The sequence below is a fragment of the Streptomyces sp. NBC_00846 genome, assembly GCF_045207325.1.
Lineage (GTDB): Bacteria > Actinomycetota > Actinomycetes > Streptomycetales > Streptomycetaceae > Streptomyces.
In genome coordinates, this window is record NZ_CP108846.1 from 7,422,203 (window position 1) to 7,440,890 (window position 18,688).

Annotated in this window: 17 protein-coding genes; 6 read left to right on the top strand and 11 right to left on the bottom strand. The window is 71.5% G+C overall.

Annotated elements, in window-relative coordinates; genetic code table 11:
• Nucleotides 1-46: 46 nt before the first annotated feature.
• Both OG936_RS34135 and OG936_RS34140 read right to left on the bottom strand, forming a co-directional pair.
• Nucleotides 47-940 (bottom strand): sulfurtransferase, encoded by an 894-nt coding sequence (locus tag OG936_RS34135; protein WP_406499718.1) that lies wholly within the window; start codon nucleotides 938-940, stop codon nucleotides 47-49.
• Between the two features lie 174 nt (nucleotides 941-1,114).
• On the bottom strand, nucleotides 1,115-2,686 hold the full coding sequence (locus OG936_RS34140) for a N,N-dimethylformamidase beta subunit family domain-containing protein (protein WP_406499719.1): 1,572 nt from the start codon (nucleotides 2,684-2,686) through the stop codon (nucleotides 1,115-1,117).
• A 337-nt stretch (nucleotides 2,687-3,023) separates the two neighbouring features.
• Between OG936_RS34140 and OG936_RS34145 the strand changes: the two genes are divergently transcribed.
• Together OG936_RS34145 and OG936_RS34150 are read left to right on the top strand one after the other, a co-directional pair.
• On the top strand, nucleotides 3,024-4,379 hold the full coding sequence (locus OG936_RS34145) for an alpha-L-fucosidase (RefSeq protein ID WP_406499720.1): 1,356 nt from the start codon (nucleotides 3,024-3,026) through the stop codon (nucleotides 4,377-4,379).
• 45 nt (nucleotides 4,380-4,424) lie between these two features.
• Nucleotides 4,425-5,135, top strand: coding sequence for a GDSL-type esterase/lipase family protein (locus OG936_RS34150; protein ID WP_406499721.1), 711 nt, complete (start codon nucleotides 4,425-4,427; stop codon nucleotides 5,133-5,135).
• Nucleotides 5,136-5,169: 34 nt separating this feature from the next.
• Here OG936_RS34150 and OG936_RS34155 read toward each other — a convergent pair whose 3' ends face one another.
• From OG936_RS34155 to OG936_RS34190, 8 genes are all read right to left on the bottom strand, one after another.
• Nucleotides 5,170-6,342, bottom strand: a complete 1,173-nt coding sequence (locus tag OG936_RS34155) for a 4-hydroxybenzoate 3-monooxygenase (RefSeq protein WP_406499722.1) — start codon at nucleotides 6,340-6,342, stop codon at nucleotides 5,170-5,172.
• A 2-nt stretch (nucleotides 6,343-6,344) separates the two neighbouring features.
• Nucleotides 6,345-7,529 (bottom strand): 3-oxoadipate enol-lactonase, encoded by a 1,185-nt coding sequence (gene pcaD / locus OG936_RS34160; RefSeq protein WP_406499723.1) that lies wholly within the window; start codon nucleotides 7,527-7,529, stop codon nucleotides 6,345-6,347.
• Nucleotides 7,530-7,584: 55 nt separating this feature from the next.
• On the bottom strand, nucleotides 7,585-8,955 hold the full coding sequence (gene pcaB, locus OG936_RS34165; protein ID WP_406500724.1) for a 3-carboxy-cis,cis-muconate cycloisomerase: 1,371 nt from the start codon (nucleotides 8,953-8,955) through the stop codon (nucleotides 7,585-7,587).
• A 157-nt stretch (nucleotides 8,956-9,112) separates the two neighbouring features.
• Nucleotides 9,113-9,715: a protocatechuate 3,4-dioxygenase subunit alpha gene (gene pcaG, locus OG936_RS34170; RefSeq protein ID WP_406499724.1), complete on the bottom strand. Its 603-nt coding sequence runs from the start codon at nucleotides 9,713-9,715 to the stop codon at nucleotides 9,113-9,115.
• Nucleotides 9,715-10,485, bottom strand: coding sequence for a protocatechuate 3,4-dioxygenase subunit beta (gene pcaH / locus OG936_RS34175; RefSeq protein WP_406499725.1), 771 nt, complete (start codon nucleotides 10,483-10,485; stop codon nucleotides 9,715-9,717). The genes pcaG and pcaH overlap by 1 nt, the downstream gene beginning before the upstream one ends.
• Nucleotides 10,486-10,492: 7 nt before the next feature.
• Nucleotides 10,493-11,707, bottom strand: coding sequence for a thiolase family protein (locus OG936_RS34180; protein ID WP_406499726.1), 1,215 nt, complete (start codon nucleotides 11,705-11,707; stop codon nucleotides 10,493-10,495).
• A complete protein-coding gene (locus OG936_RS34185) occupies nucleotides 11,704-12,384 on the bottom strand; it encodes a CoA transferase subunit B (RefSeq protein ID WP_406499727.1) in 681 nt (226 codons plus the stop codon). The genes OG936_RS34180 and OG936_RS34185 overlap by 4 nt, the downstream gene beginning before the upstream one ends.
• Nucleotides 12,384-13,154, bottom strand: a complete 771-nt coding sequence (locus OG936_RS34190) for a CoA transferase subunit A (RefSeq protein ID WP_406499728.1) — start codon at nucleotides 13,152-13,154, stop codon at nucleotides 12,384-12,386. The genes OG936_RS34185 and OG936_RS34190 overlap by 1 nt, the downstream gene beginning before the upstream one ends.
• A 276-nt stretch (nucleotides 13,155-13,430) precedes the next feature.
• On the opposite strand from OG936_RS34190, the gene OG936_RS34195 reads away from it, so the two are divergent.
• From OG936_RS34195 to OG936_RS34205, 3 genes are all read left to right on the top strand, one after another.
• Nucleotides 13,431-15,095 carry an IclR family transcriptional regulator C-terminal domain-containing protein gene (locus OG936_RS34195; protein ID WP_406499729.1) on the top strand — a complete coding sequence of 555 codons (1,665 nt, stop codon included), beginning with the start codon at nucleotides 13,431-13,433 and terminating at the stop codon, nucleotides 15,093-15,095.
• A gap of 671 nt (nucleotides 15,096-15,766) precedes the next feature.
• Nucleotides 15,767-16,972: a cytochrome P450 gene (locus OG936_RS34200; RefSeq protein ID WP_406499730.1), complete on the top strand. Its 1,206-nt coding sequence runs from the start codon at nucleotides 15,767-15,769 to the stop codon at nucleotides 16,970-16,972.
• Between the two features lie 31 nt (nucleotides 16,973-17,003).
• Nucleotides 17,004-17,192, top strand: a complete 189-nt coding sequence (locus OG936_RS34205) for a ferredoxin (protein WP_383755343.1) — start codon at nucleotides 17,004-17,006, stop codon at nucleotides 17,190-17,192.
• Nucleotides 17,193-17,234: 42 nt separating this feature from the next.
• Here the strand turns inward: OG936_RS34205 and OG936_RS34210 are convergent, their stop codons facing one another.
• Nucleotides 17,235-17,855, bottom strand: a complete 621-nt coding sequence (locus OG936_RS34210; protein WP_266750987.1) for an L-threonylcarbamoyladenylate synthase — start codon at nucleotides 17,853-17,855, stop codon at nucleotides 17,235-17,237.
• A 137-nt stretch (nucleotides 17,856-17,992) separates the two neighbouring features.
• Here OG936_RS34210 and OG936_RS34215 point away from each other — a divergent pair, with 137 nt between their 5' ends.
• Nucleotides 17,993-18,604 carry an amylo-alpha-1,6-glucosidase gene (locus OG936_RS34215; protein WP_406499731.1) on the top strand — a complete coding sequence of 204 codons (612 nt, stop codon included), beginning with the start codon at nucleotides 17,993-17,995 and terminating at the stop codon, nucleotides 18,602-18,604.
• The last annotated feature ends 84 nt before the right edge of the window (nucleotides 18,605-18,688 follow it).

The window sequence follows — 18,688 nt, forward strand, 5'->3', positions numbered from 1 at the left end:
CACCGCTGGTACGGTGCCGAAGCCCGCAGGACCCCGGCCGGCACCGTCAGAGCGGCGGTCCGCCGCTCTCCGCTCCGGTCACGACGGGCAGCTCCGAGGGCAGCCCCCATTCGCTCCAGGACCCGTCGTACACGGCCAGTTCGCGGTACCCCGCCAGCTCGGCCCCCAGCGTCAGAACGCAGGCGGTGACGCCCGATCCGCAGCTGAAGAACAGCCGCTCCCGTTCCCCCGCGAGGGCGCCGAACACGGCGCGCAGCTCGTCCGCCGGAAGCATCCGGCCGTCGCGCTGGAGCTCCCCGAAGGGCAGATTGACCGCCCCCGGCATATGGCCGGCGCGCAGCCCCGGACGCGGCTCGGCGACAGCGCCGGCGAACCGCTCCGCGGAGCGGGCGTCGAAGACGGCCGCCGCGGGGTCGGCCAGGGCCCCGACCACCTCGTCGCTGCCGACGACCAGCCCCGGGCGCGGCCGAGCGATGAAGTCGCCAGGTGCCACGGCGGTCCCGGGCACGTTGTCCTCCAGCGGCTGCCCGGCCTCGGTCCAGGCGGGCAGGCCACCGTCGAGCACCGCTGCCCGGTCGAAGCCCATCGCGCGCAGCATCCACCAGGCACGCGCGCTGGAGTAGACGCCCACGCGGTCGTGGACGACGACGGTGTCGCGGTCGTGGACGCCGAGGGCGCGCAGCTCGTCGGTGAACCGGTCGGCGTCGGGCATCGTATGGGGCAGTGGCCCCGTGTGGTCGGAGAGCGACCCGTCGATATCGAAGGGCCGCGCTCCCGGGATCCGCTGCCCGGAGGCGCGGTGTGTGCCCACGGAGGCATCGAGGACCACCAGCCCCGGCGTGCCGAGCCGCGCCGCCAGCCAACCGACCCCGACCAAAGGGCCCGGGAGCGTTACGGGAAGGTCTTCCCGGGTTGCGTACGCCGGTACGTCGTCGCCCACGTCTGCTCCAGGTCAAGGTCCGGAAATGAGGGCCACCCGGCTCGAACCGTGCGGCGATCACAAGATCGCAGCGGCCCTCGGCCGGTGTCAACAGCGGTTCGCCGCCGCCGGGACGTCCGGCCCGACCGTGCCTGTGGCAGACGGTGTTCACCGACGGGCGCGACATCCATGGCGTCAGCGTGGTGCGGACGCGTACACCTCGCTCGCGTTGTCCGTGGGTTTCGGCTTGCTCCGGCCGCACGGGCCCGCCGCGAACGCGTGGAGCAGATTCTCCGTGGAACGGGTGACGAAAGCCCCCGTACGGGCGTCCATGCCGTGGTTGCGTCCGTTCTCGCGGGTGCCGGCCATCAGGGCCTCGACCCACCGCATCGTCCCGGAGGCGAAGACGCCCGCCCCGCTGGGCACGGTGTAGTAGGCGGAGTCGGCATGACTGGGTCTGCCCGCGCACACGAGAGGGGAGTGGGCGATGATTTCGAGCGGCGCCGGGGTGGGCATGCCCGGAGTGACCCGGTCGTACTCCACTCCGACCAGGTGGTCGAAGGAGTCGCCCCGCTTCACGCCCGTCCCCTCGAAGAGCCAGTGGTCGCTCCGGTCGACGACATACGGGGCGTCCACGGGATAGCCCTCGTAGAGGACCCCGGTCAGGGAGGACTCGGGGGAGGCGCCGGGCGGTTGGCGGAAGTCGTTGGTCGGCATGTCCGGGTGTTCGGCGAGGTAGGGGTCCTTCCGGTAATCCGTCTTGTAACAGACGACGGTGCGGTCGGCGCCGGTGGCGTCCGGTTCCAGCCTGATCCTGCGGTAGCAGGCGTTGGCGCCGAGGAAGGCCACGTTGGTGCCCGCGTCGCGCGCCCGGGTGACGTGGGCCCGTTGCTGCGGTGTCCAGTACTCGTCGTGTCCCAGGGAGAGAGCTCCGGCGGCGTTGTGGAGAATGCCGGGGTCCCGATGGATGTCCATGCCCGTGGTGTAGGCGAGCGGGATGCCCAGCCGCTCCGCCAGGACCACCGCCGCCCGTTCGTAGACCGAGAACTTCTCGGCGCCGTCGTGGTCATAAGGGCGGTCGAAGCTGACGGCGAGCGACCGCGTGCTGTACGCGCCGTTCTCGCCCTGGTAAAGGCTGTAGCCGCCCCACGCGTTGTACGCCTGCCACGTCGCTACGGCGTGCATCAGCACGATCCTGCCTGCCGTGCTCGCCGAGCGGACGATCAGTGGAACGTAGCGCTGGTGGCCGTTCTCCGCGTCCAGCCGCAGCAGATACGCCCCCTCCGGCCACCCGCCGGTGCGGACGTGGAGTGTGCGTCGCCAGTCCGCCCGTACGGTACGGGCTACCTGGATCAGCCGGGGACGGGCCTGGACCGACCCGGCGACACGGTCCGAACGCCAGACCCGTCGCGCCTGCGCCCCGCCGTACCAGCCGACACGGTAGGCCGAGACCCGGAATGCCGGGGCGGTGGTGGAGACGTACAGTCCGAACTCCTCACCCGGCAGCACGCTCACCTTGTCGGTGTAGCCCTCGATGGCGTCGGGTGGTCCCACCGAACGGATTCGCCAGTCGGCGTCTCCCGGCCGGGCGCTCTCCCCCTGGCCGGTGGGACGGCCGGTGCCGGGCGGGGCGGACCCGGTCGCGGAGGAGCGGCAGCCGGTCACCGCCGCGCCGCCGGCCAGCGCCCCGCCCGCTGCCGCGGCGAGGAAGAGCCTGCGGTCCAGCCGGCCGGGACTCCCGGAGTCCTGCCCCTCACCATGCTTCATGTCGCCCGCCGTACCCGTCCCTCGGTCTTGTATCCGGCCATCGTCACCCGCTGCCCGCTCGGGGACTACCCGGGACGAGCTGAACCGGGGACGGGCTGTGTCGTACGCGGCCGTCCTGATGGCTGTCGCGCACGTGTGGGGGATTGACCGCGGATTCAGCTCCCCGTTAGCGTCCACCGCAAGCGCTTTCCAGGCCGGGCGTGCTGCGGCGAAATCGGGAGGTGTCATGCGGAGACCACAGTGGATCGGTGCGGATTTTCTCGCTTCGGCACTGGTCCTCGCCAGCTGTACATCCGGGCCTGCGGGAGCGGACGCCGACCACAAGGAGCGATGCCCCATGCCCCCGAGCCCCGAAACCCCCGCGGCGTCCCCGTCCGTCCCCGCCACGACCACACCTTCCACGGTGGCCCCGGACACGACCTGGTTCACCACCGACCGGTTCGGCATGTTCATCCACTGGGGCCTGTACTCCCTCGCCGCACGGCACGAGTGGGTAAAGAACCGTGAGAAACTGACCGACGAGCAGTACCAGGTCTACTTCGACCACTTCGACCCCGACCGCTACGACCCGGCCCAATGGGCACGAGCGGCCAGAGCGGCGGGCATGCGGTACGTCGTTCTCACCGCGAAGCACCACGACGGCTTCTGCCTGTGGGACAGTGCCCTCACCGAGTACAAGGTCACCAACACCCCGCACGGCCGCGACCTCGTCGGCCCGCTCGTCGAGGCGTGCCGCGCCGAAGGTCTCAAGGTCGGCTTCTACTACTCCCTCATCGACTGGCACCACCCGTCCTTTCCCGTGGACGGCACCCATCCGCAGCGCGACGACGAGGAGTTCAAGGCCGCGACCGCCGACCGTGACATTCGCGACTACCAGCGCTATCTGCACGGCCAGGTCCGTGAACTGCTGACGTCCTTCGGACGCGTCGACTACCTGTTCTTCGACTTCTCCTACACGGACGGCAGCTGGTGGGGCGGCAAGGGTCCGGACGACTGGGACGCACCGAAACTCCTGGAGACGATCCGCGAACTCCAGCCGCACGTCCTCGTCAACGACCGCACCGGTCTCCCCGGCGACTTCGTCACCCCCGAGCAGTACCAGCCCTCCGGCCCCATGACCGAGAACGGGCGGCCCGTGCTGTGGGAGGCGTGCCAGACGCTCAACGGAAGCTGGGGCTACGACCGCGACAACCTCGACCACAAGAGCGCCGACCTGCTGATCCGCATGCTCGTCGACGGGGTGTCCAAGGGCGGCAACCTCCTCCTCAACGTCGGCCCCACCGGCCGCGGCGACCTCGACCCGCGCGCCGTCGCCGTCCTCGGGGAAATCGGCCGGTGGATGGACCTGCACGAGCGGTCGGTCCGGGGCTGCGGCCCGTCCCCGTACACCGCCCCGGCCGAGTGCCGGTACACCCGGCGCGGCGACCGCCTCTACGTCCACCTGTTCGCCTGGCCATTGCGCCATCTGCACCTGCCGGGACTCGGCGGCCGGGTGCGTTACGCGCAGCTGCTCAACGACGCGTCCGAGATCACCCAGGTCCACATCGACCCGGACCGGCCCGCGCTCAACACCGAGATGGGCGGGCAGCCCGCCGGAACGCTCACGCTCCAGATCCCCGTACAGCGCCCCGACACCCCCGTGCCCGTCATCGAGCTGTACCTGGACACATCGGACGGCCGGGCCGAGGACTGAGAACAGGTCCTGGCTCCGGTCCACCACCCCACTCACGCAGGCGCCGTGCAACGCCGCACGGAAGAGCCCGCGATGGTCATCCACCGACCCGACCGCAGAGCGGCAGACATGTACCTCAAGGAAACAGACGCACTCGTGTTCATCGGCGACTCCATCACCGACGCGGGTCGCGACCGTACGGACTCCGCGTCGCTCGGCAGCGGTTACGTCCGCGAGATCGCACGGACCCTGCGCGCCCGGACGAGCACCGGATCCGGCCCTGCGGTCATCAACAAGGGCCTCGCCGGCAATCGTGTGTACGACCTCGAATCCCGCTGGATGAGCGACGTCATCGACCAGCGGCCCACCGTGGTCACGGTCATGATCGGCATCAACGACACCTGGCGGCGCTACGACGGGGGACTCATCAGCCCGGTCGACGAGTTCGAGGCATGCCTTGACCGCCTCCTCGCGCGAACCGCACGGACCCTCTCGGTCCGACTGTTCGTCATCACGCCCTTTCTGCTCCCGGTCACCCCGGACCAGGGAGGCTGGTACGAGGACCTGTCGCCCCGTACCGACGCTGTCCTGCGCGCCGCGCAGGGCAACGGAGCTCACGTGGTACGTGCGGACCTCGCCCTGCGCCGTGCCGCCGAGGAGCGGGAGGCAGCCGAACTGGCCCCGGACGGGGTCCATCCGAGCCCACTCGGCCACCGGCTGATCGCCGATGCCTGGCTTGCCGCGGCCGACGCCGTCACCCCGGACCCGTCCAGGTGATCGCGGCGCCGGCCCGGCCGGCGGCGGGGACCGTTTACGGCAGCGGCAACCCCGCGTAGTTCATGGCGAGTTCCGCCGCCGCGTGCGGTGACGCCGCGATGCGGTCCAGCTGGGAGATCTGCAGCCGGGTGTCGAACGTGCTCTGGTCCGGATCGGTGTGCAGCGTCGTCGTCATGAAGTACGAGAAGTGCTCGGCGCGCCACACCCGGCGCAGGCACGTGTCGGAGTAGGCGTCCAGCAGGTCCGTCGAGCCCGTCGTGTGACGCCGGATCAGCGCCCGGGCCAGGACGATGACGTCGGCGGCGGCCAGATTCAGCCCCTTGGCCCCGGTGGGAGGCACGATGTGCGCGGCGTCCCCGGCGAGGAACACCCGGCCGTACTGCATCGGCTCGGTGACCGAACTGCGCATCGGCAGAACGCTCTTGGAGGTGATCGGACCCCGCTCCAGCTTCCAGCCGTCCAGGGCGAACCGGGCGTCCAGCTCGTCCCAGATCCGCTCGTCGGACCAGTCGGCCGGGTCCGTGCCGTTGGGGACCTGGAGGTACAGCCGGCTCACCTCGGGCGAGCGCATGCTGTGCAGGGCGAAACCGCGCGGCGAGTGCGCGTAGATCAACTCGTCGCAGGACGGGGCGACATCGGCCAGGATGCCGAACCAGGAGTAGGGATAGACCCGTTCGTACGTGCGCCGCACGCCCTCGGGGACGGCGGCCCGGGTCACCCCGTGGAAGCCGTCGCAGCCGACGACGTAGTCGCACGTCAGCGTCTTCTCCTGGCCCTCGTGGGTGTAGTGGACGGTCGGGCGGTCGGTGTCGGCGCCCTCGACGAGCCGAACCTGCGCACCGAAGTGCAGTGCGGCACCGGCGGCCGTCTGCAGGGCGATGAGGTCCTTGACGACCTCGGTCTGCGCGTACACCCACACGCGGCGGCCACCGGTGAGCGACGGGAAGTCGATGCGGTGTGCCCGGCCCTCCCAGCGCAGCTCCACGCCGTCGTGGACCAGCCCCTCGGTGTCCAGCCGGTCGGCGGCTTCCGCCTCGCGCAGCGCGTCGACGGTCGACTGCTCCAGGATGCCGGCGCGCTGGCGCTGTTCGACGTACGCGCGGTCACGGCTCTCCAGGACGACGCAGTCGACGCCCGCCCGGTGCAGGAGCCGGGACAGCAGCAGCCCGGCCGGGCCGCCCCCGATGATTCCGACAGTGGTGTGCATGGTTACTTCTCCTTCGGGGCGGCGCTCTCGGCGATGATCCGGTCCGCGAGCGCGAAAGCGGAGTTGGCGGCCGGCACCCCGCAGTACACGGCGGACTGCAGCAGCACCTCCTGGACCTCTTCGGGCGTCAGGTCGCCGCTGCCGAGCGCGGCGCGCAGATGCATTTCCAGCTCGCCCTCATGACCCAGTGCGATCAGTGCGGTGAGAGTGAGACAGCGACGGGTCCGGTGGTCGAGACCGGGCCGGGTCCAGACCTCGCCCCACGCGTAGCGGGTGATGAAGTCCTGGAACACGGCGGTGAACGGGGTGGTACGGGCGATCGCGCGGTCCACATGGGCGTCGCCGAGCACGGTGCGGCGCACGGAGAGTCCGGCGGCGTGGCGGGTGCCGTCGTCCGATCCGGCCTCGGCCGCCGTGGCGAAGTGCCCGAGCAGTGCGGACAGTACGGCGTCGGGCCGCTCGACGTTGGCCAGGTGGGCGGCGCCGGGGATCTCGACCAGACCGGAGCCGGCAATGCCGTCCGCGAGCTCCCTGGCGTGCGCGACCGGGGTCGCCGGATCGTCGCGCCCGGCGACCACCAGGGTGGGAGCCGTGATCCGGCCCAGGTCGGCCCGGAGGTCGTACCCGGCGAGCGCATCGCACAGCGCGGCGTACGCCTCGGGGTCGGTCGCGCGCATGGTGTCGACGAGGGTCCGGGCAGCGGGCTCACCGGCGAACGCGGGGGTGAACCAGCGGCCCGCCGAGCCGTCGGCGATCTGCCCGATGCCGGACGTCCGCACGGTACGGGCCCGGTCCCGCCAGCCCTGCGGCTCGCCGAAACGCGCCGAGGAACAGAGGACCGCCAGCGAAGTGACGCGTTCCGGGTGATGGATGGCGAGCCAGGTCCCGACGGCGCCACCGAGCGAGATGCCCGCGTACGCGAACCGGTCGATCCCGAGCGCGTCGGCGACCTTGAGGACCTCGCGCCCCAACTCGGGGACGCCGCCGCCCGGAGGCAGCAGATCCGCCGCGGTGCCGCCGTGGCCGGGCAGGTCCCAGCGGACCACCCGGTGGCCGCGGGTCAGCCCGGCGACCTGCGGGTCCCATACGGAGAGCGAGGTGCCGAGCGAGGGCCCGAGGACGAGGGGCGGTGCTGAGGGCGGGCCGTCCACCTGGTGGTGCAGGCCCGCGGTGGTGCGGGATGTCATGAGGCTCCTTGTACGGGCTGGTGCTGGTCGGGGGTGCGGGAGGGCGTGTCCGGTCTCACGGCACGGGCCGCCCGCGGCCACCGTGGCTCAGCGCGCGGTCGACGAGCGCGCCGGCCGAACCCGGGTAGGCGGTGGGATCGGTGAGGGCGCGCAGCCGTTCCTCGGGGACCAGCCCCACGAGGTCCGGCTCGCCGCGCAGCGCTTCGAGCAGCCCGGTCCGTTCGAGGACGGCCCGCTCGCCCGCGCGGGTCACCGCCGCACGGGCCTCGGCCCGTCCGGCCAGCGGCGCGAGGACGGCAACCAGACGTTCGGTGACGATCAGTCCGTGGGTGGCGTCGAGGTTGCCGCGCATACGGTCCGGATGGACCCGGAGCCCCTCCGCGAGCGATACCGCGGTCTCCGCCATTCCGCCGACCGTGCGCAGCGCGTCGCGCAGCGTCTGCCACTCGGCGTGCCAGGCGCCGGGCGGGCGTTCGTCCTCGGCGACGAGCGAGCCGTAGAGCACGCCGGCCAGCGCCGGCACCCGGCGCGCCGCGCCCGCGATCAGCGTCGCACGGGCCGGGTTGGCCTTGTGCGGCATGGCGGAGGAGCCGCCGCCGGTGCCCTCGGACAACTCGCCGATCTCGGTCCGCGACAACACCAGTACATCGGCGGCGAGCTTGCCGAGGGCGCCGGCCGTGAGGGCCAGGGCCCCGCCGAGTTCGGCGACCGGCGTGCGCAGCACGTGCCATGGCAGTACGGGCTCCGCCAGCCCGGTCTCGGCGGTGTAGGCCGCGAGCAGCCGCACCCCGATGTCCCGTGTGCCGTTGCTCTGGGTCCACTCCGCCGGGACGACACCGTCGGGAACCTCGGCGAACGCCGAGAAAGCGGCCAAGGTACCTGCGGCGCCGCCCAGTTGGGACGGGAGCGCGGACCGGACGGCGGTGAGCCGGTCGTGGGCGTCCAGGACCAGCGCGCGCCAGCCCGCCGCCTTGAGGCCGAAGGTCGTCGGAACCGCGTGCTGGGTCAGCGTCCGGCCCGCCATCGGGGTGTCCCGGTGCGTGGTGGCCAGCCGGCCGAGGGTCGCGGCGACCCGGGCGAGATCCGCGAGTACGGCCTCCAGCGCCCTCGACGCCACCAGCATCGTGGCCGTGTCGAGGATGTCCTGACTGGTCGCGCCCCGGTGCACATGGGACGCGGCCGCCGGTTCCATCTTCCCTACCGCCGCAGTGAGTTCGGCGACCAACGGAATGACCGGGTTGCCGCCGGAGCGGGCCCGCAGCGCCAGGTCGCGGGGGTCGAACCGGCCGGGTGCCGCGGCCGCCGCCGCGACGGCCCGTGCGGCTGGTTCCGGGGCGAGGCCGATCGACGCCTGGGCGCGGATGAGGGCCACCTCGGCGTCCAGCATGGCCCGGACGTAGGCCCTGTCGCCCGTCAGCGCCGCCACGGCGCAACCCGCCCCGACCGGGGTGAGCAGACCGACGTCCGCGGCGGAATCAACCGTGGTGGCGGAACCGGCCGTGGTAGCGGAACCGGCCGAGGTGGCGGAATCAGCCGAAGTGACGGTACCGGCCGTGGTGTTGGGACCGGCTGCAGCAGCGGAATCAGCCGAAGTCAAGGAAGACCGTCTCCTCGTGTTGCCCGTCGCCCTGGAGGCGGATGTCGAAGCGGTGCACGCCCGCCCCGTCCGGCGTGGTGACCACCGTGGCCCGGCGCTCGGGCGGCAGTTGCGCGAGCAGGGCATCGGCCGCGCCGCCGTCCGCGTCGTGCAGATAGGCCCGGGTGTACAGATGGTGCAGCAGACCGCGGGCGAAGACGGCCAGAGACAGGTACGGCACCCCTCCCGGCGGCAGGGTCCGCACGGTGAAGTGGCCGTCGGCGTCCGTGCTCACCCGGCCGAAGCCGGTGAACGCCAGTCCGTCGCGGCCGATGACCGCACCGGTCACCGGGTCGCGGCGCAGCGATCCGGGCGCCCCGGTGCGCGAGCCGTCCGGGGCGGGCTGCCACACCTCGACGATCGCGTCGGGCACCGGCTGCCCGGCCCCGTCGAGGACGTGACCGTGCAGGGTGATCGTGTCCGGGTGGCCGGTCGGCGCGATGTCGCCGCCCTTCGCGAAGGGCAGCGCGTAGCCGTAGAAGGGGCCCACCGTCTGGGACGGGGTGGGGGCCGGTTCGGCGTGGGGTGCGGGAAGCGTCGGACGGGACATCAGCGGCCCTCCTCGATCCAGGTGGCGGACGGTCCGTCGAGGACGATGTCCCAGCGGTAGCCGAGTGACCACTCGGGGACGGACAGATCGTGATCGTACGTGGCGACCAGACGGTTGCGGGCGCTGTCGTCGGTGACCGACTGGAGGATCGGGTCGTAGGGGAACAGCGGATCGCCGGGGAAGTACATCTGCGTGATCAGGCGTTGCGCGAACGCGGAGCCGAAGAGTGAGAAATGGATGTGCGCGGGACGCCAGGCGTTGGTGTGGTTGCGCCAGGGGTAGGCGCCCGGCCTGACGGTGACGAAGGAGTACCCTCCCTGATCATCCGTCAGGCACCGCCCCACACCGGTGAAGTTGGGGTCGAGGGGAGCGGGGTGCTGGTCGCGCTGATGGGCGTACCGGCCGGACGCGTTGGCCTGCCAGATCTCGACCAGCTGGCCGCGCACCGGCCGCCCGGAGCGGTCCAGGATCCGGCCGGTGACGGTGATCCGCTCGCCGAGCGGCTCGCCCGGGTGCTGACGCGTCAGGTCGTGGTCCAGACCGGTGATGTCGGTGACACCGAAGGCCGGACCGGTGAGTTCGACGGCCTCCGGGTCGCCGACGGGCAGCAGCGGCCGCTTCGGGTGGCGCAGCACACTGCTGCGGTAGGGGGCGTAGGCCCGGTCCGGGTGCGGGCGGACGGGACCGCCAGCGGCGAGGTGCCCGGCGTACCGCTCGCGCGCTTCGCGGATCTCGGTGCTGATGTCGCCCTGGGTGAGCGGGGTGGTCATGCGGGTTCTACCTTTCCAGTACGAGGGCTGAGCCCTGGCCCACGCCGATGCACAGCGTGGCCACGCCGACGCCGGACCCGGCTGCCTTGAGCTGATGGGCGACCGCACCCGCCAGCCGGGCGCCCGAGGCGCCGAGCGGGTGGCCGATCGCGATCGCGCCGCCGCGCGGGTTGAGGATCGCGGGGTCGAGGTCGGGCCACTCGGCGACGCAGCCCAGCACCTGAGCGGCGAACGCCTCGTTGAGTTCGAGCGTCGTGAGGTCGGCGAAGGTCCTGCCCGCCCGGTCCAGCGCCCGGTTCACGGCCTCGACGGGCGCGAGACCGAAGTACTGCGGCTCGTTGGCGGACACCGCCGTGGCCGAGATCCGGGCCAGTGGCTCGCGGCCAGTGGCCCGCAGCCCCTCCTCGTCGGCCAGCAGAAGCGCGGCTGCCCCGTCGTTGAGCGGCGAGGAATTGCCCGCGGTGACGGTGCCGTTCTCCGTGCGGAACGACGGACGGAGCTTGGCCATGGCCTCCAGCGAGGCGTCGTCCCTGATGCACTCGTCGCGGTCCACGACGAGCGGATCGCCCTTGCGGCGCGGGATCGTGAGCGGCACGATCTCGTCGTCGAACAGCCCGGCGGCCCGTGCCTCGGACGCCTTGCGGTGGGAGGCGAGAGCGAACTCGTCCTGCTGCTCACGGCTGAGGGAGTGCTTCTCCGCGATCAGTTCGGCGCTCTCGCCGAGCGGCACCGTCCACTGCGGGTCCATCTTCGGGTTGACCATGCGCCACCCGAGCGTGGTCGAGAACATCTCGGTGTGCGCGGCCGGGAAGGCGCGGTCGCTCTTCGGCAGCACGTACGGGGCGCGGGTCATCGACTCGACACCGCCCGCCACGACCAGCGAGTGGTCGCCGAGGGCGATGGCGCGGGCCGCCTGCACCACGGCCTCCAGGCCGGAGGCGCACAGCCGGTTGACGGTGACGCCCGGGACGGTGACCGGAAGTCCCGCCAGGAGCGCGGCCATCCGGCCGACGTTGCGGTTCTCCTCGCCCGCGCCGTTGGCGTTGCCGAGAACCACGTCGCCGATGCGCCCCGGATCGAGCTCCGGGGTGCGGGCCAGCAGCGCGCGGATGGCGTGGGCGGCCAGGTCGTCGGGGCGCACCTGGGCCAGCGCCCCGTTGTACCGGCCGATCGGCGTGCGGACGGCGTCGACGACGTAGACGTCGCGCGGTCGGAAACTCATGAGCCGGTCCTTTCAGTGGTACGCACGGGGGCGGTTTCGGCCGGTACGTCGGTATGTACGGGGGCGGCGGTCGCGGCCAGCACCTCGTCGACGCTCACCCCGGGGGCGGTCTCCACCAGAACGAGCCCGTCCCCGGTCACGTCGAGCACGGCCAGATCGGTGATCACGCGGTGGACGCACGCCTTGCCGGTCAGCGGCAGCGTGCACTCGTCGACGATCTTCGGGCTGCCGTCCTTGGCGGTGTGCGTCATGGTGACGATGACGCGGCGCGCGCCGTGCACCAGGTCCATGGCCCCGCCGATGCCGGTCACCATCTTTCCCGGCACCGCCCAGTTGGCGAGGTCACCGCGGGCCGAGACCTGCATGGCCCCGAGCACGGCGGTGTCGATGTGGCCGCCGCGGATCATGCCGAAGGAGAGCGCCGAGTCGAAGAACGAGGCGCCGGGCCGGACGGTCACCGTCTCCTTGCCCGCGTTGATCAGATCGGGGTCGACGTCCTCGTCGTACGGGAACGGCCCGGTGCCCAGGATGCCGTTCTCGGACTCCAGGACGACATGGACGCCCTCGGGCAGGTGGTTGGGGATCAGCGTCGGCAGCCCGATGCCGAGGTTGACGTACTCGCCGTCGCGCAGCTCGGCCGCGGCCCTGGCGGCCATCTCGTTCCGGTTCCAGGCCATCAGCCCCGTGCCTCCCGCTCGGTCACCGTGCGCTGTTCGATCTTCTTGTCCTCGGCCTGCTCCCGGGTCAGCCCGACCACCCGCTGCACGAAGATGCCGGGAACGTGGACGTGGTCCGGGTCGATCTCGCCCGGCTCGACCAGCTCCTCGACCTCCGCGACGGTGACCCGGCTCGCCATGGCCGCGAGCGGGTTGAAGTTGCGCGCGGACTTGTTGAAGACCAGATTGCCGTGCCGGTCGCCCTTCGCGGCCCGTACGAGCGCGAAATCGGTGCGGATGCCGCGTTCCAGTACGTACTCGGTGCCGTCGAACGTACGTACTTCCTTGGCGGGTGACGCCAGGGCCACGTTGCCCGCATCGTCGTAGCGCCAGGGCAGTCCGCCCTCCGCGACCTGGGTGCCGACGCCCGCGGGGGTGTAGAACGCGGGGATGCCTGCCCCGCCGGCCCGCAGCCGCTCGGCCAGCGTGCCCTGGGGGATGAGTTCGAGCTCCAGCTCGCCCCCGAGGTACTGCCGGGCGAACTCCTTGTTCCCGCCGATGTACGAGCCGGTGACCCGACTGATCCGGCCCGCGGTGAGCAGCACCGCGAGTCCGGTATCCATCGCCCCGCAGTTGTTGGAGACGACTTCGAGTCCGCTGACGCCTCGTGCGTGCAGGGCATCGATCAACACGTTCGGCACGCCGCTGAGGCCGAAGCCTCCCACCGCTATCGACGCGCCGTCCGGCACGTCGGCCACGGCCAGTGCCGCTGACGCGACCACCTTGTCCATCGGACCGCCCATCCAGTAGTGTTCGCATAGTGAAGTTTCCTTCACTCGCTTGCGAGGAGTCTGCCGCCGCGGCGAAGGCGTGTCAATGGTGCTGAGATATTTCGGACACCGCCCGTATGCGTGCCCGGCCACGCGCCCGGCCTGCTGGGGACGGGACCGGAGCGGAGCCGCCCCGGCCCCCGGACCGGCTTTCGGACCGGCTCGGCGTGCGGTCACGCCCGCCCCACGACATCGCCCCGCGTCTCCCGCGGCGCGTCCACACCCGACGGAGAACCGATGCCACCGACCCGGACCATCCCGAGCGAGCCGCCGGTACCGGCCGAGGCCGTCGCCCCGCTCATGCGCGGCATCACCGTGCTGCGCCGGCTCACCGACGCCGACGGGACACTCAGCTCCAGTGATCTGGAACGCGCCACCGGACTGGCCCGCTCCACCGTCGACCGGGTCACCACGACCCTCGCCCGCATGGGATACGTCCGCCTCGACGGCCGTGACGTCACACTCGCCCCGGGCCTGATGGAACTCGGCAACGCCTACCTGGCCTCCATCCGCCTCCCCGCGCTGTTCCGGGAACGGGCGGACGCCCTCGCCGACGAACTCGACGAGTCGGTCTCCCTCGCGGTCCCCGACGGCGACGGAATCCGCTTCATCCACCAGGCCGCCCGGCGTCGCGCGATGTCCCTGAGCTTCCGCATGGGCGACCTGCTGCCCGCCGAGCGCACCGCACCCGGAGCGCTGTTCGCCGCCGGCTGGGGCCAGGCGGGGTGGGAGGCCTGGCGGCAGCGGCGCGCGGCCGACCCGGACGGCGCCCGCTTCCCGTCCCTGCCGCGGCGCCCGTCCCCGACGGAGGACGACTTCACGGCGAGAGTGGCAGCGGCGCGCGCCGATGACCGGGCACTGGACGACCAGCTGATCGAAGCGGGCCTCGTCGCGCTCGCGGTGCCGGTCCGCGCCCCCGGGGGCGACGTCGTCTGCGCGCTCAGCGTCGTCAGCCACACCAGCCGTCATACCGCCGGGGGACTGGTCGACACCTTGCTGCCCCGGCTGCGCGTCGCGGCCGCGGCCATGGAGGACCGGCTGCGCACCGCGCCGCCCGCCCGGTCCGTACCCCCCACCGGCGTACTCGCCTCCTGGACGGCCGCGTCCAAGCAGGAACTGGGCCGCGAGTTCATCGAGTCCCTCGCCCGCGGCCTGACCGTGCTCACCGCCTTCGGCGACGGCGGCGAGACCCTGACACTCAGCGCCGTCGCGCAGGCCACCGGCCTCTCCCGGGCGACCGCACGCCGTGCCCTGATCACCCTCGAACACCTCGGGTACGTGGCGGTCGACGGCCGGGAACACCGGCTGACCCCGCGCGTCCTCGGCCTCGGATACCCGCCGCTCTCGCGCACGACACTGTCCCTGATCGCCCAGCCCCACCTCGGGTCCCTGGCCGGCCGCATCAAGGAATCGGCGTCGCTCGCCGTCCTCGTGGACGACTCGGTGCAGTACGTGGCGCGCTCCGCCTCCCACCGCATCATGAGCGTCAACATCACCGTGGGCACCCGATTCCCCGCCTACGCGACGTCGCTGGGCCGGGTTCTGCTGGCCGACCTCACCCCCGTCGAACTCGACGCCGCTCTCGCCCGTACCGAACTCCGCCCCCTGGCGCCGCGCACCCTGACCCACCGCACCGAACTCGAGGCCGTCCTGGACCGGGTGCGGACCCAGGGCCATGCCCTCGTGGACAAGGAACTGGAGGCGGGCCTCCGCTCGATCGCCGTACCCGTCCGTGACCGGGCTGGCGCGGCGGTCGCCTCCATCAACGTCGCGATGCACAGCAGCAGCCGCACGATCGAGGAGTGCGAGGAGCAGATACTTCCCCAACTCCGCGACACGGCACTCAAGATCGAGGCCGAACTCCACACGGCGGAACGCTTCACCCGCGTCGCTGTCGCCTGACTCCCGTAAGCGGCGGGTCAGTTAGCCGTACGTCGCCGGACGTCCGCCCGGATGGCGGAAGCGGCCACTTCGACGGCAGGGCGATGAGCCGGGCCCCCGAGCGATGCCCCGTCGTGACCCGGCGGACGTATCCGCGTCCGCCCGGTATCGGACATCGGGCGTGCGAGAACCTCTTGAGTGCGTGGCCTGGAGCGCGCCCTGGGCGGGGTCGTCCTGGAAGGACCGGCCGAGGTCGCCGCCGCGGCGCAGGATCTCGTCACCCGCCTACGCCGTCATGAAGCGCCGGACGACCTCGTGTGCGCGAAGCTCGCCTTCGTCTCCGCGGCTCAGCAGGTGGTGAACACGCCGCCTCCTATCCGATGGACGGCTTGCGGGACCGCGTGGCCCCGTGGTGCGGGTACACGTCGGTGGCGCGCAGATCACGCGCGTGTCAGAGTCGTACCAGAGGCAGCCTCCGGACGACGGGGAACAGCTGGAGCGGAATCGACGAGATTTCGCCGGCCGGCCACGCGGACGGAGTGTGCCGGCGCACCCGCGCCGGGGCGTGCCGCTCGTCATGGGATGCGTCCACGACGAGTTGGCCGAACCTCGCGTAGACCAACTAGGTGACTGAGGCATCTAGTGGAGGGAGATCGGTAGGAAGCCCTCCATCCAGCTTTGCGAGGCCCGCCATGGCAGACACCGAGACCGTCTCCTTCCCGCAGAACCGCACCTGCCCCTATCAGCCGCCGACGGAGTACCGGCCGCAGCGGAACGGCCGACGGCCGCTGTCGCCCGTGTCTTCCGCCAGGCTGTTCGACGGCCGTCGGGTCTGGCTGGTGACCGGGCATGCCGAGGCGCGTGCGCTGCTGGTCGACCGGCGGTTGTCGGCCGACCGGGAGAACCCCGCGTTCCCGATGCTCGCCGAGCGGACAGCCGCGAGCGCCAGGCGGCGCATCGAACTGATCGGTGTCGACGATCCCGAGCACAACGCGCAGCGCCGGATGCTGATCCCCAGCTTCTCCGTGAAGCGGACCGCCGCACTGCGGCCCCGGATCCAGGAGACCGTGGACCGGCTGCTGGACGCCATGATCGAGCAGGGGCCGCCCACCGACCTGGTGAGCGCCTTCGCGCTGCCCGTTCCCTCCATGGTGATCTGCGCGCTTCTCGGCGTACCGTACGCCGACCACGACTTCTTCGAGGCCCAGTCACGCGCTTTGCTGCGCGGGCCCGGGGCCGCCGATGTCGACAAGGCGCGGGACGCGCTCGACGAGTACTTCCGGGCGCTGATCGAGCGCAAACGGTCCGACCGGGGTGACGGGCTGCTCGACGAGCTCATCACCCGGCAGCTCGACACCGGGGCCGTGGACGGTGAGGAACTGGTCCGGCTGGCCGAGATCCTGCTCGTCGCCGGTCACGAGACGACCGCGAACATGATCTCGCTGGGTACGTTCACCCTCCTTCAGCACCCGGACCAGCTGGACCGGTTGCGCACGTCCGCGGAGCTGATGCCCACCGCTGTCGAGGAGTTGTTGCGATTCCTCTCCATTGCCGACGGCATCTCACGGCTGGCGACGGAGGACATCGAGGTGGGTGGGGTGACCATTCGGGCAGGTGAGGGCGTCGTGCTGTCCACCTCGGTGATCAACCGGGACGAAGCCGTGTACCCGGAGCCGGACGAACTCGACCTCGGCCGGACATCGCGCCAGCATGTCGCCTTCGGCTTCGGGATCCACCAGTGCCTCGGCCAGAACCTCGCGCGGGCCGAGATGGAGATCGCGCTGCGCACCCTCTTCGACCGGCTGCCGGGGCTGCGGCTGGCGGCACCCGCCGACGAGATCCCGTTCAAGCCCGGCGACACGGTCCAGGGCATGCTCGAACTGCCCGTGGCGTGGTGACGGAACCCTCCCGGAAAGGATGGCAGTGATGATGCGGATCAGTATCGACAGGGATGTGTGCATCGGTGCCGGTCAGTGCGCGCTGACCGCGCCCGAGGTCTTCACTCAGGATGACGACGGATTCAGCGAACTGCTGCCGGGGCACGAGGAGGGCGCCGACGACCCGATGGTGAAGGAAGCCGCTCGCGTCTGCCCGGTGCAGGCGATCACGGTGACGTAGCCGCCCTCGCTCGTGGCGTACCCCTGCTCGCGTACCCGCGGCCTACTCGAACCGTGCGGTGTCGCCCGCCCCTCGCCGTACGATCTCCGGTTCGCCACCCGAGAAGTCGATGACCGTGGTCGGCTCGGTGCCGCAGTCACCCGAGTCGACCACGGCGTCCACCACATGGTCGAGCCGTTCCTTGATCTCCCAGCCCTGGGTCAGCGGCTCGTCCTCGTCGGGCAGGAGCAAGGTGCTGGAGAGGAGCGGCTCACCGAGGTCGGCGAGCAGAGACTGAGCGACGACATGGTCCGGAATCCGCACTCCCACCGTCTTCTTCTTCGGGTGCAGCAGTTGACGCGGCACCTCCTTCGTCGCCGGGAGGATGAAGGTGTAGCTGCCGGGCGTCGCGGCCTTGATCGCGCGGAACACATCGTTGTCGATGTGCACGAACTGACCCAGCTGCGCGAAGTTCTGGCACACGAGGGTGAAGTGGTGGCGATCGTCCAGATTGCGGATCGACCGGATCCGGTTGATGCCGTCACGGCTGCCCAGCTGGCACCCCAGTGCGTAACAGGAGTCTGTCGGATACGCGACGAGCGCGCCCGAGCGGATGCTGTCGGCCACGGTGCGGATGGTGCGCTGCTGCGGATTTTCGGGGTGCACGTCGAAATACTTCGCCATCCGCCGAGTCTAGGTGATCAGGACATCGCGCCCGGAACGACGAGGCCCGTCCGGCCCGAGCTCACTCCTTGACCGCGCCCGCGTTGGCGCCGCTGACGAAGTAGCGCTGGAAGCAGAAGAACAGCGCGGCCACCGGAATGGTGGACAGCAGGGCCGCCGCGAGTTTCAGCGGATACTGCGTTCCGCTCGACCACGAGGAGAGCGCCCTGCTGGCCGCCAGGCTCAGCGCCCCCGACCTCGACTCGGGGCATGGTCTGCGGACCCTGAGCGGTGACCACGTGGCCTACAACCCGTATGGCTACCACATCGGTTCCATCTGGCCGCACGACACAGCCATTGTCGTGCACGGCCTGGTCAGGGCAGGGTTCCCGGAAGCGGCCGCGTCCCTGTCCGAGGGGCTGCTGAGCGCATCGACGGCCTTCGACAACAGGCTTCCCGAACTCTTCGCCGGTCATGGAGCGGTGACCGACGCCCGGCCCTCGCCCTATCCCGCGTCCTGCCGTCCGCAGGCCTGGGCTGCGGCCTCGTACGCCATGATCCTCCAGCCCGTGCTGGGACTCTCCGCCGATGTCCCCGGCGGGACGCTCACGGTCGCGCCCGGGTTCGCGGAGGCATACCGTCCGCTGAAGGTCGAGGGGCTCGACATCGCGGGCGGGCGACTGGACATCTCCGTCGACGCCGACGGTACGGCGCACGTCGAGGCGCCGAAGGGCCTGGAGGTGAGGAGGCAGCACCTGAAACCCCACTGACGCGAGCCGACGCGTCCGCTCTGCAGCACGACCCCGTGGGCCGGGGCGAGGATTTGTCTCAACCCGGACGGCCGACGCGGACCT

Excerpts from the sequence above, each read along its gene's own strand:
- OG936_RS34155 (WP_406499722.1), bottom strand. The coding sequence starts at position 6,342 with ATGCACACCACTGTCGGAATCATCGGGGGCGGCCCGGCCGGGCTGCTG.
- OG936_RS34205 (WP_383755343.1), top strand. The coding sequence starts at position 17,004 with ATGCGGATCAGTATCGACAGGGATGTGTGCATCGGTGCCGGTCAGTGC.
- OG936_RS34190 (WP_406499728.1), bottom strand. The coding sequence starts at position 13,154 with ATGGACAAGGTGGTCGCGTCAGCGGCACTGGCCGTGGCCGACGTGCCG.
- OG936_RS34145 (WP_406499720.1), top strand. The coding sequence starts at position 3,024 with ATGCCCCCGAGCCCCGAAACCCCCGCGGCGTCCCCGTCCGTCCCCGCC.
- OG936_RS34140 (WP_406499719.1), bottom strand. The coding sequence starts at position 2,686 with ATGAAGCATGGTGAGGGGCAGGACTCCGGGAGTCCCGGCCGGCTGGAC.
- pcaD (WP_406499723.1), bottom strand. The coding sequence starts at position 7,529 with ATGACATCCCGCACCACCGCGGGCCTGCACCACCAGGTGGACGGCCCG.
- OG936_RS34200 (WP_406499730.1), top strand. The coding sequence starts at position 15,767 with ATGGCAGACACCGAGACCGTCTCCTTCCCGCAGAACCGCACCTGCCCC.
- OG936_RS34185 (WP_406499727.1), bottom strand. The coding sequence starts at position 12,384 with ATGGCCTGGAACCGGAACGAGATGGCCGCCAGGGCCGCGGCCGAGCTG.
- OG936_RS34215 (WP_406499731.1), top strand. The coding sequence starts at position 17,993 with ATGGTGGACAGCAGGGCCGCCGCGAGTTTCAGCGGATACTGCGTTCCG.
- pcaG (WP_406499724.1), bottom strand. The coding sequence starts at position 9,715 with ATGTCCCGTCCGACGCTTCCCGCACCCCACGCCGAACCGGCCCCCACC.
- OG936_RS34210 (WP_266750987.1), bottom strand. The coding sequence starts at position 17,855 with ATGGCGAAGTATTTCGACGTGCACCCCGAAAATCCGCAGCAGCGCACC.
- OG936_RS34180 (WP_406499726.1), bottom strand. The coding sequence starts at position 11,707 with ATGAGTTTCCGACCGCGCGACGTCTACGTCGTCGACGCCGTCCGCACG.
- pcaH (WP_406499725.1), bottom strand. The coding sequence starts at position 10,485 with ATGACCACCCCGCTCACCCAGGGCGACATCAGCACCGAGATCCGCGAA.
- OG936_RS34195 (WP_406499729.1), top strand. The coding sequence starts at position 13,431 with ATGCCACCGACCCGGACCATCCCGAGCGAGCCGCCGGTACCGGCCGAG.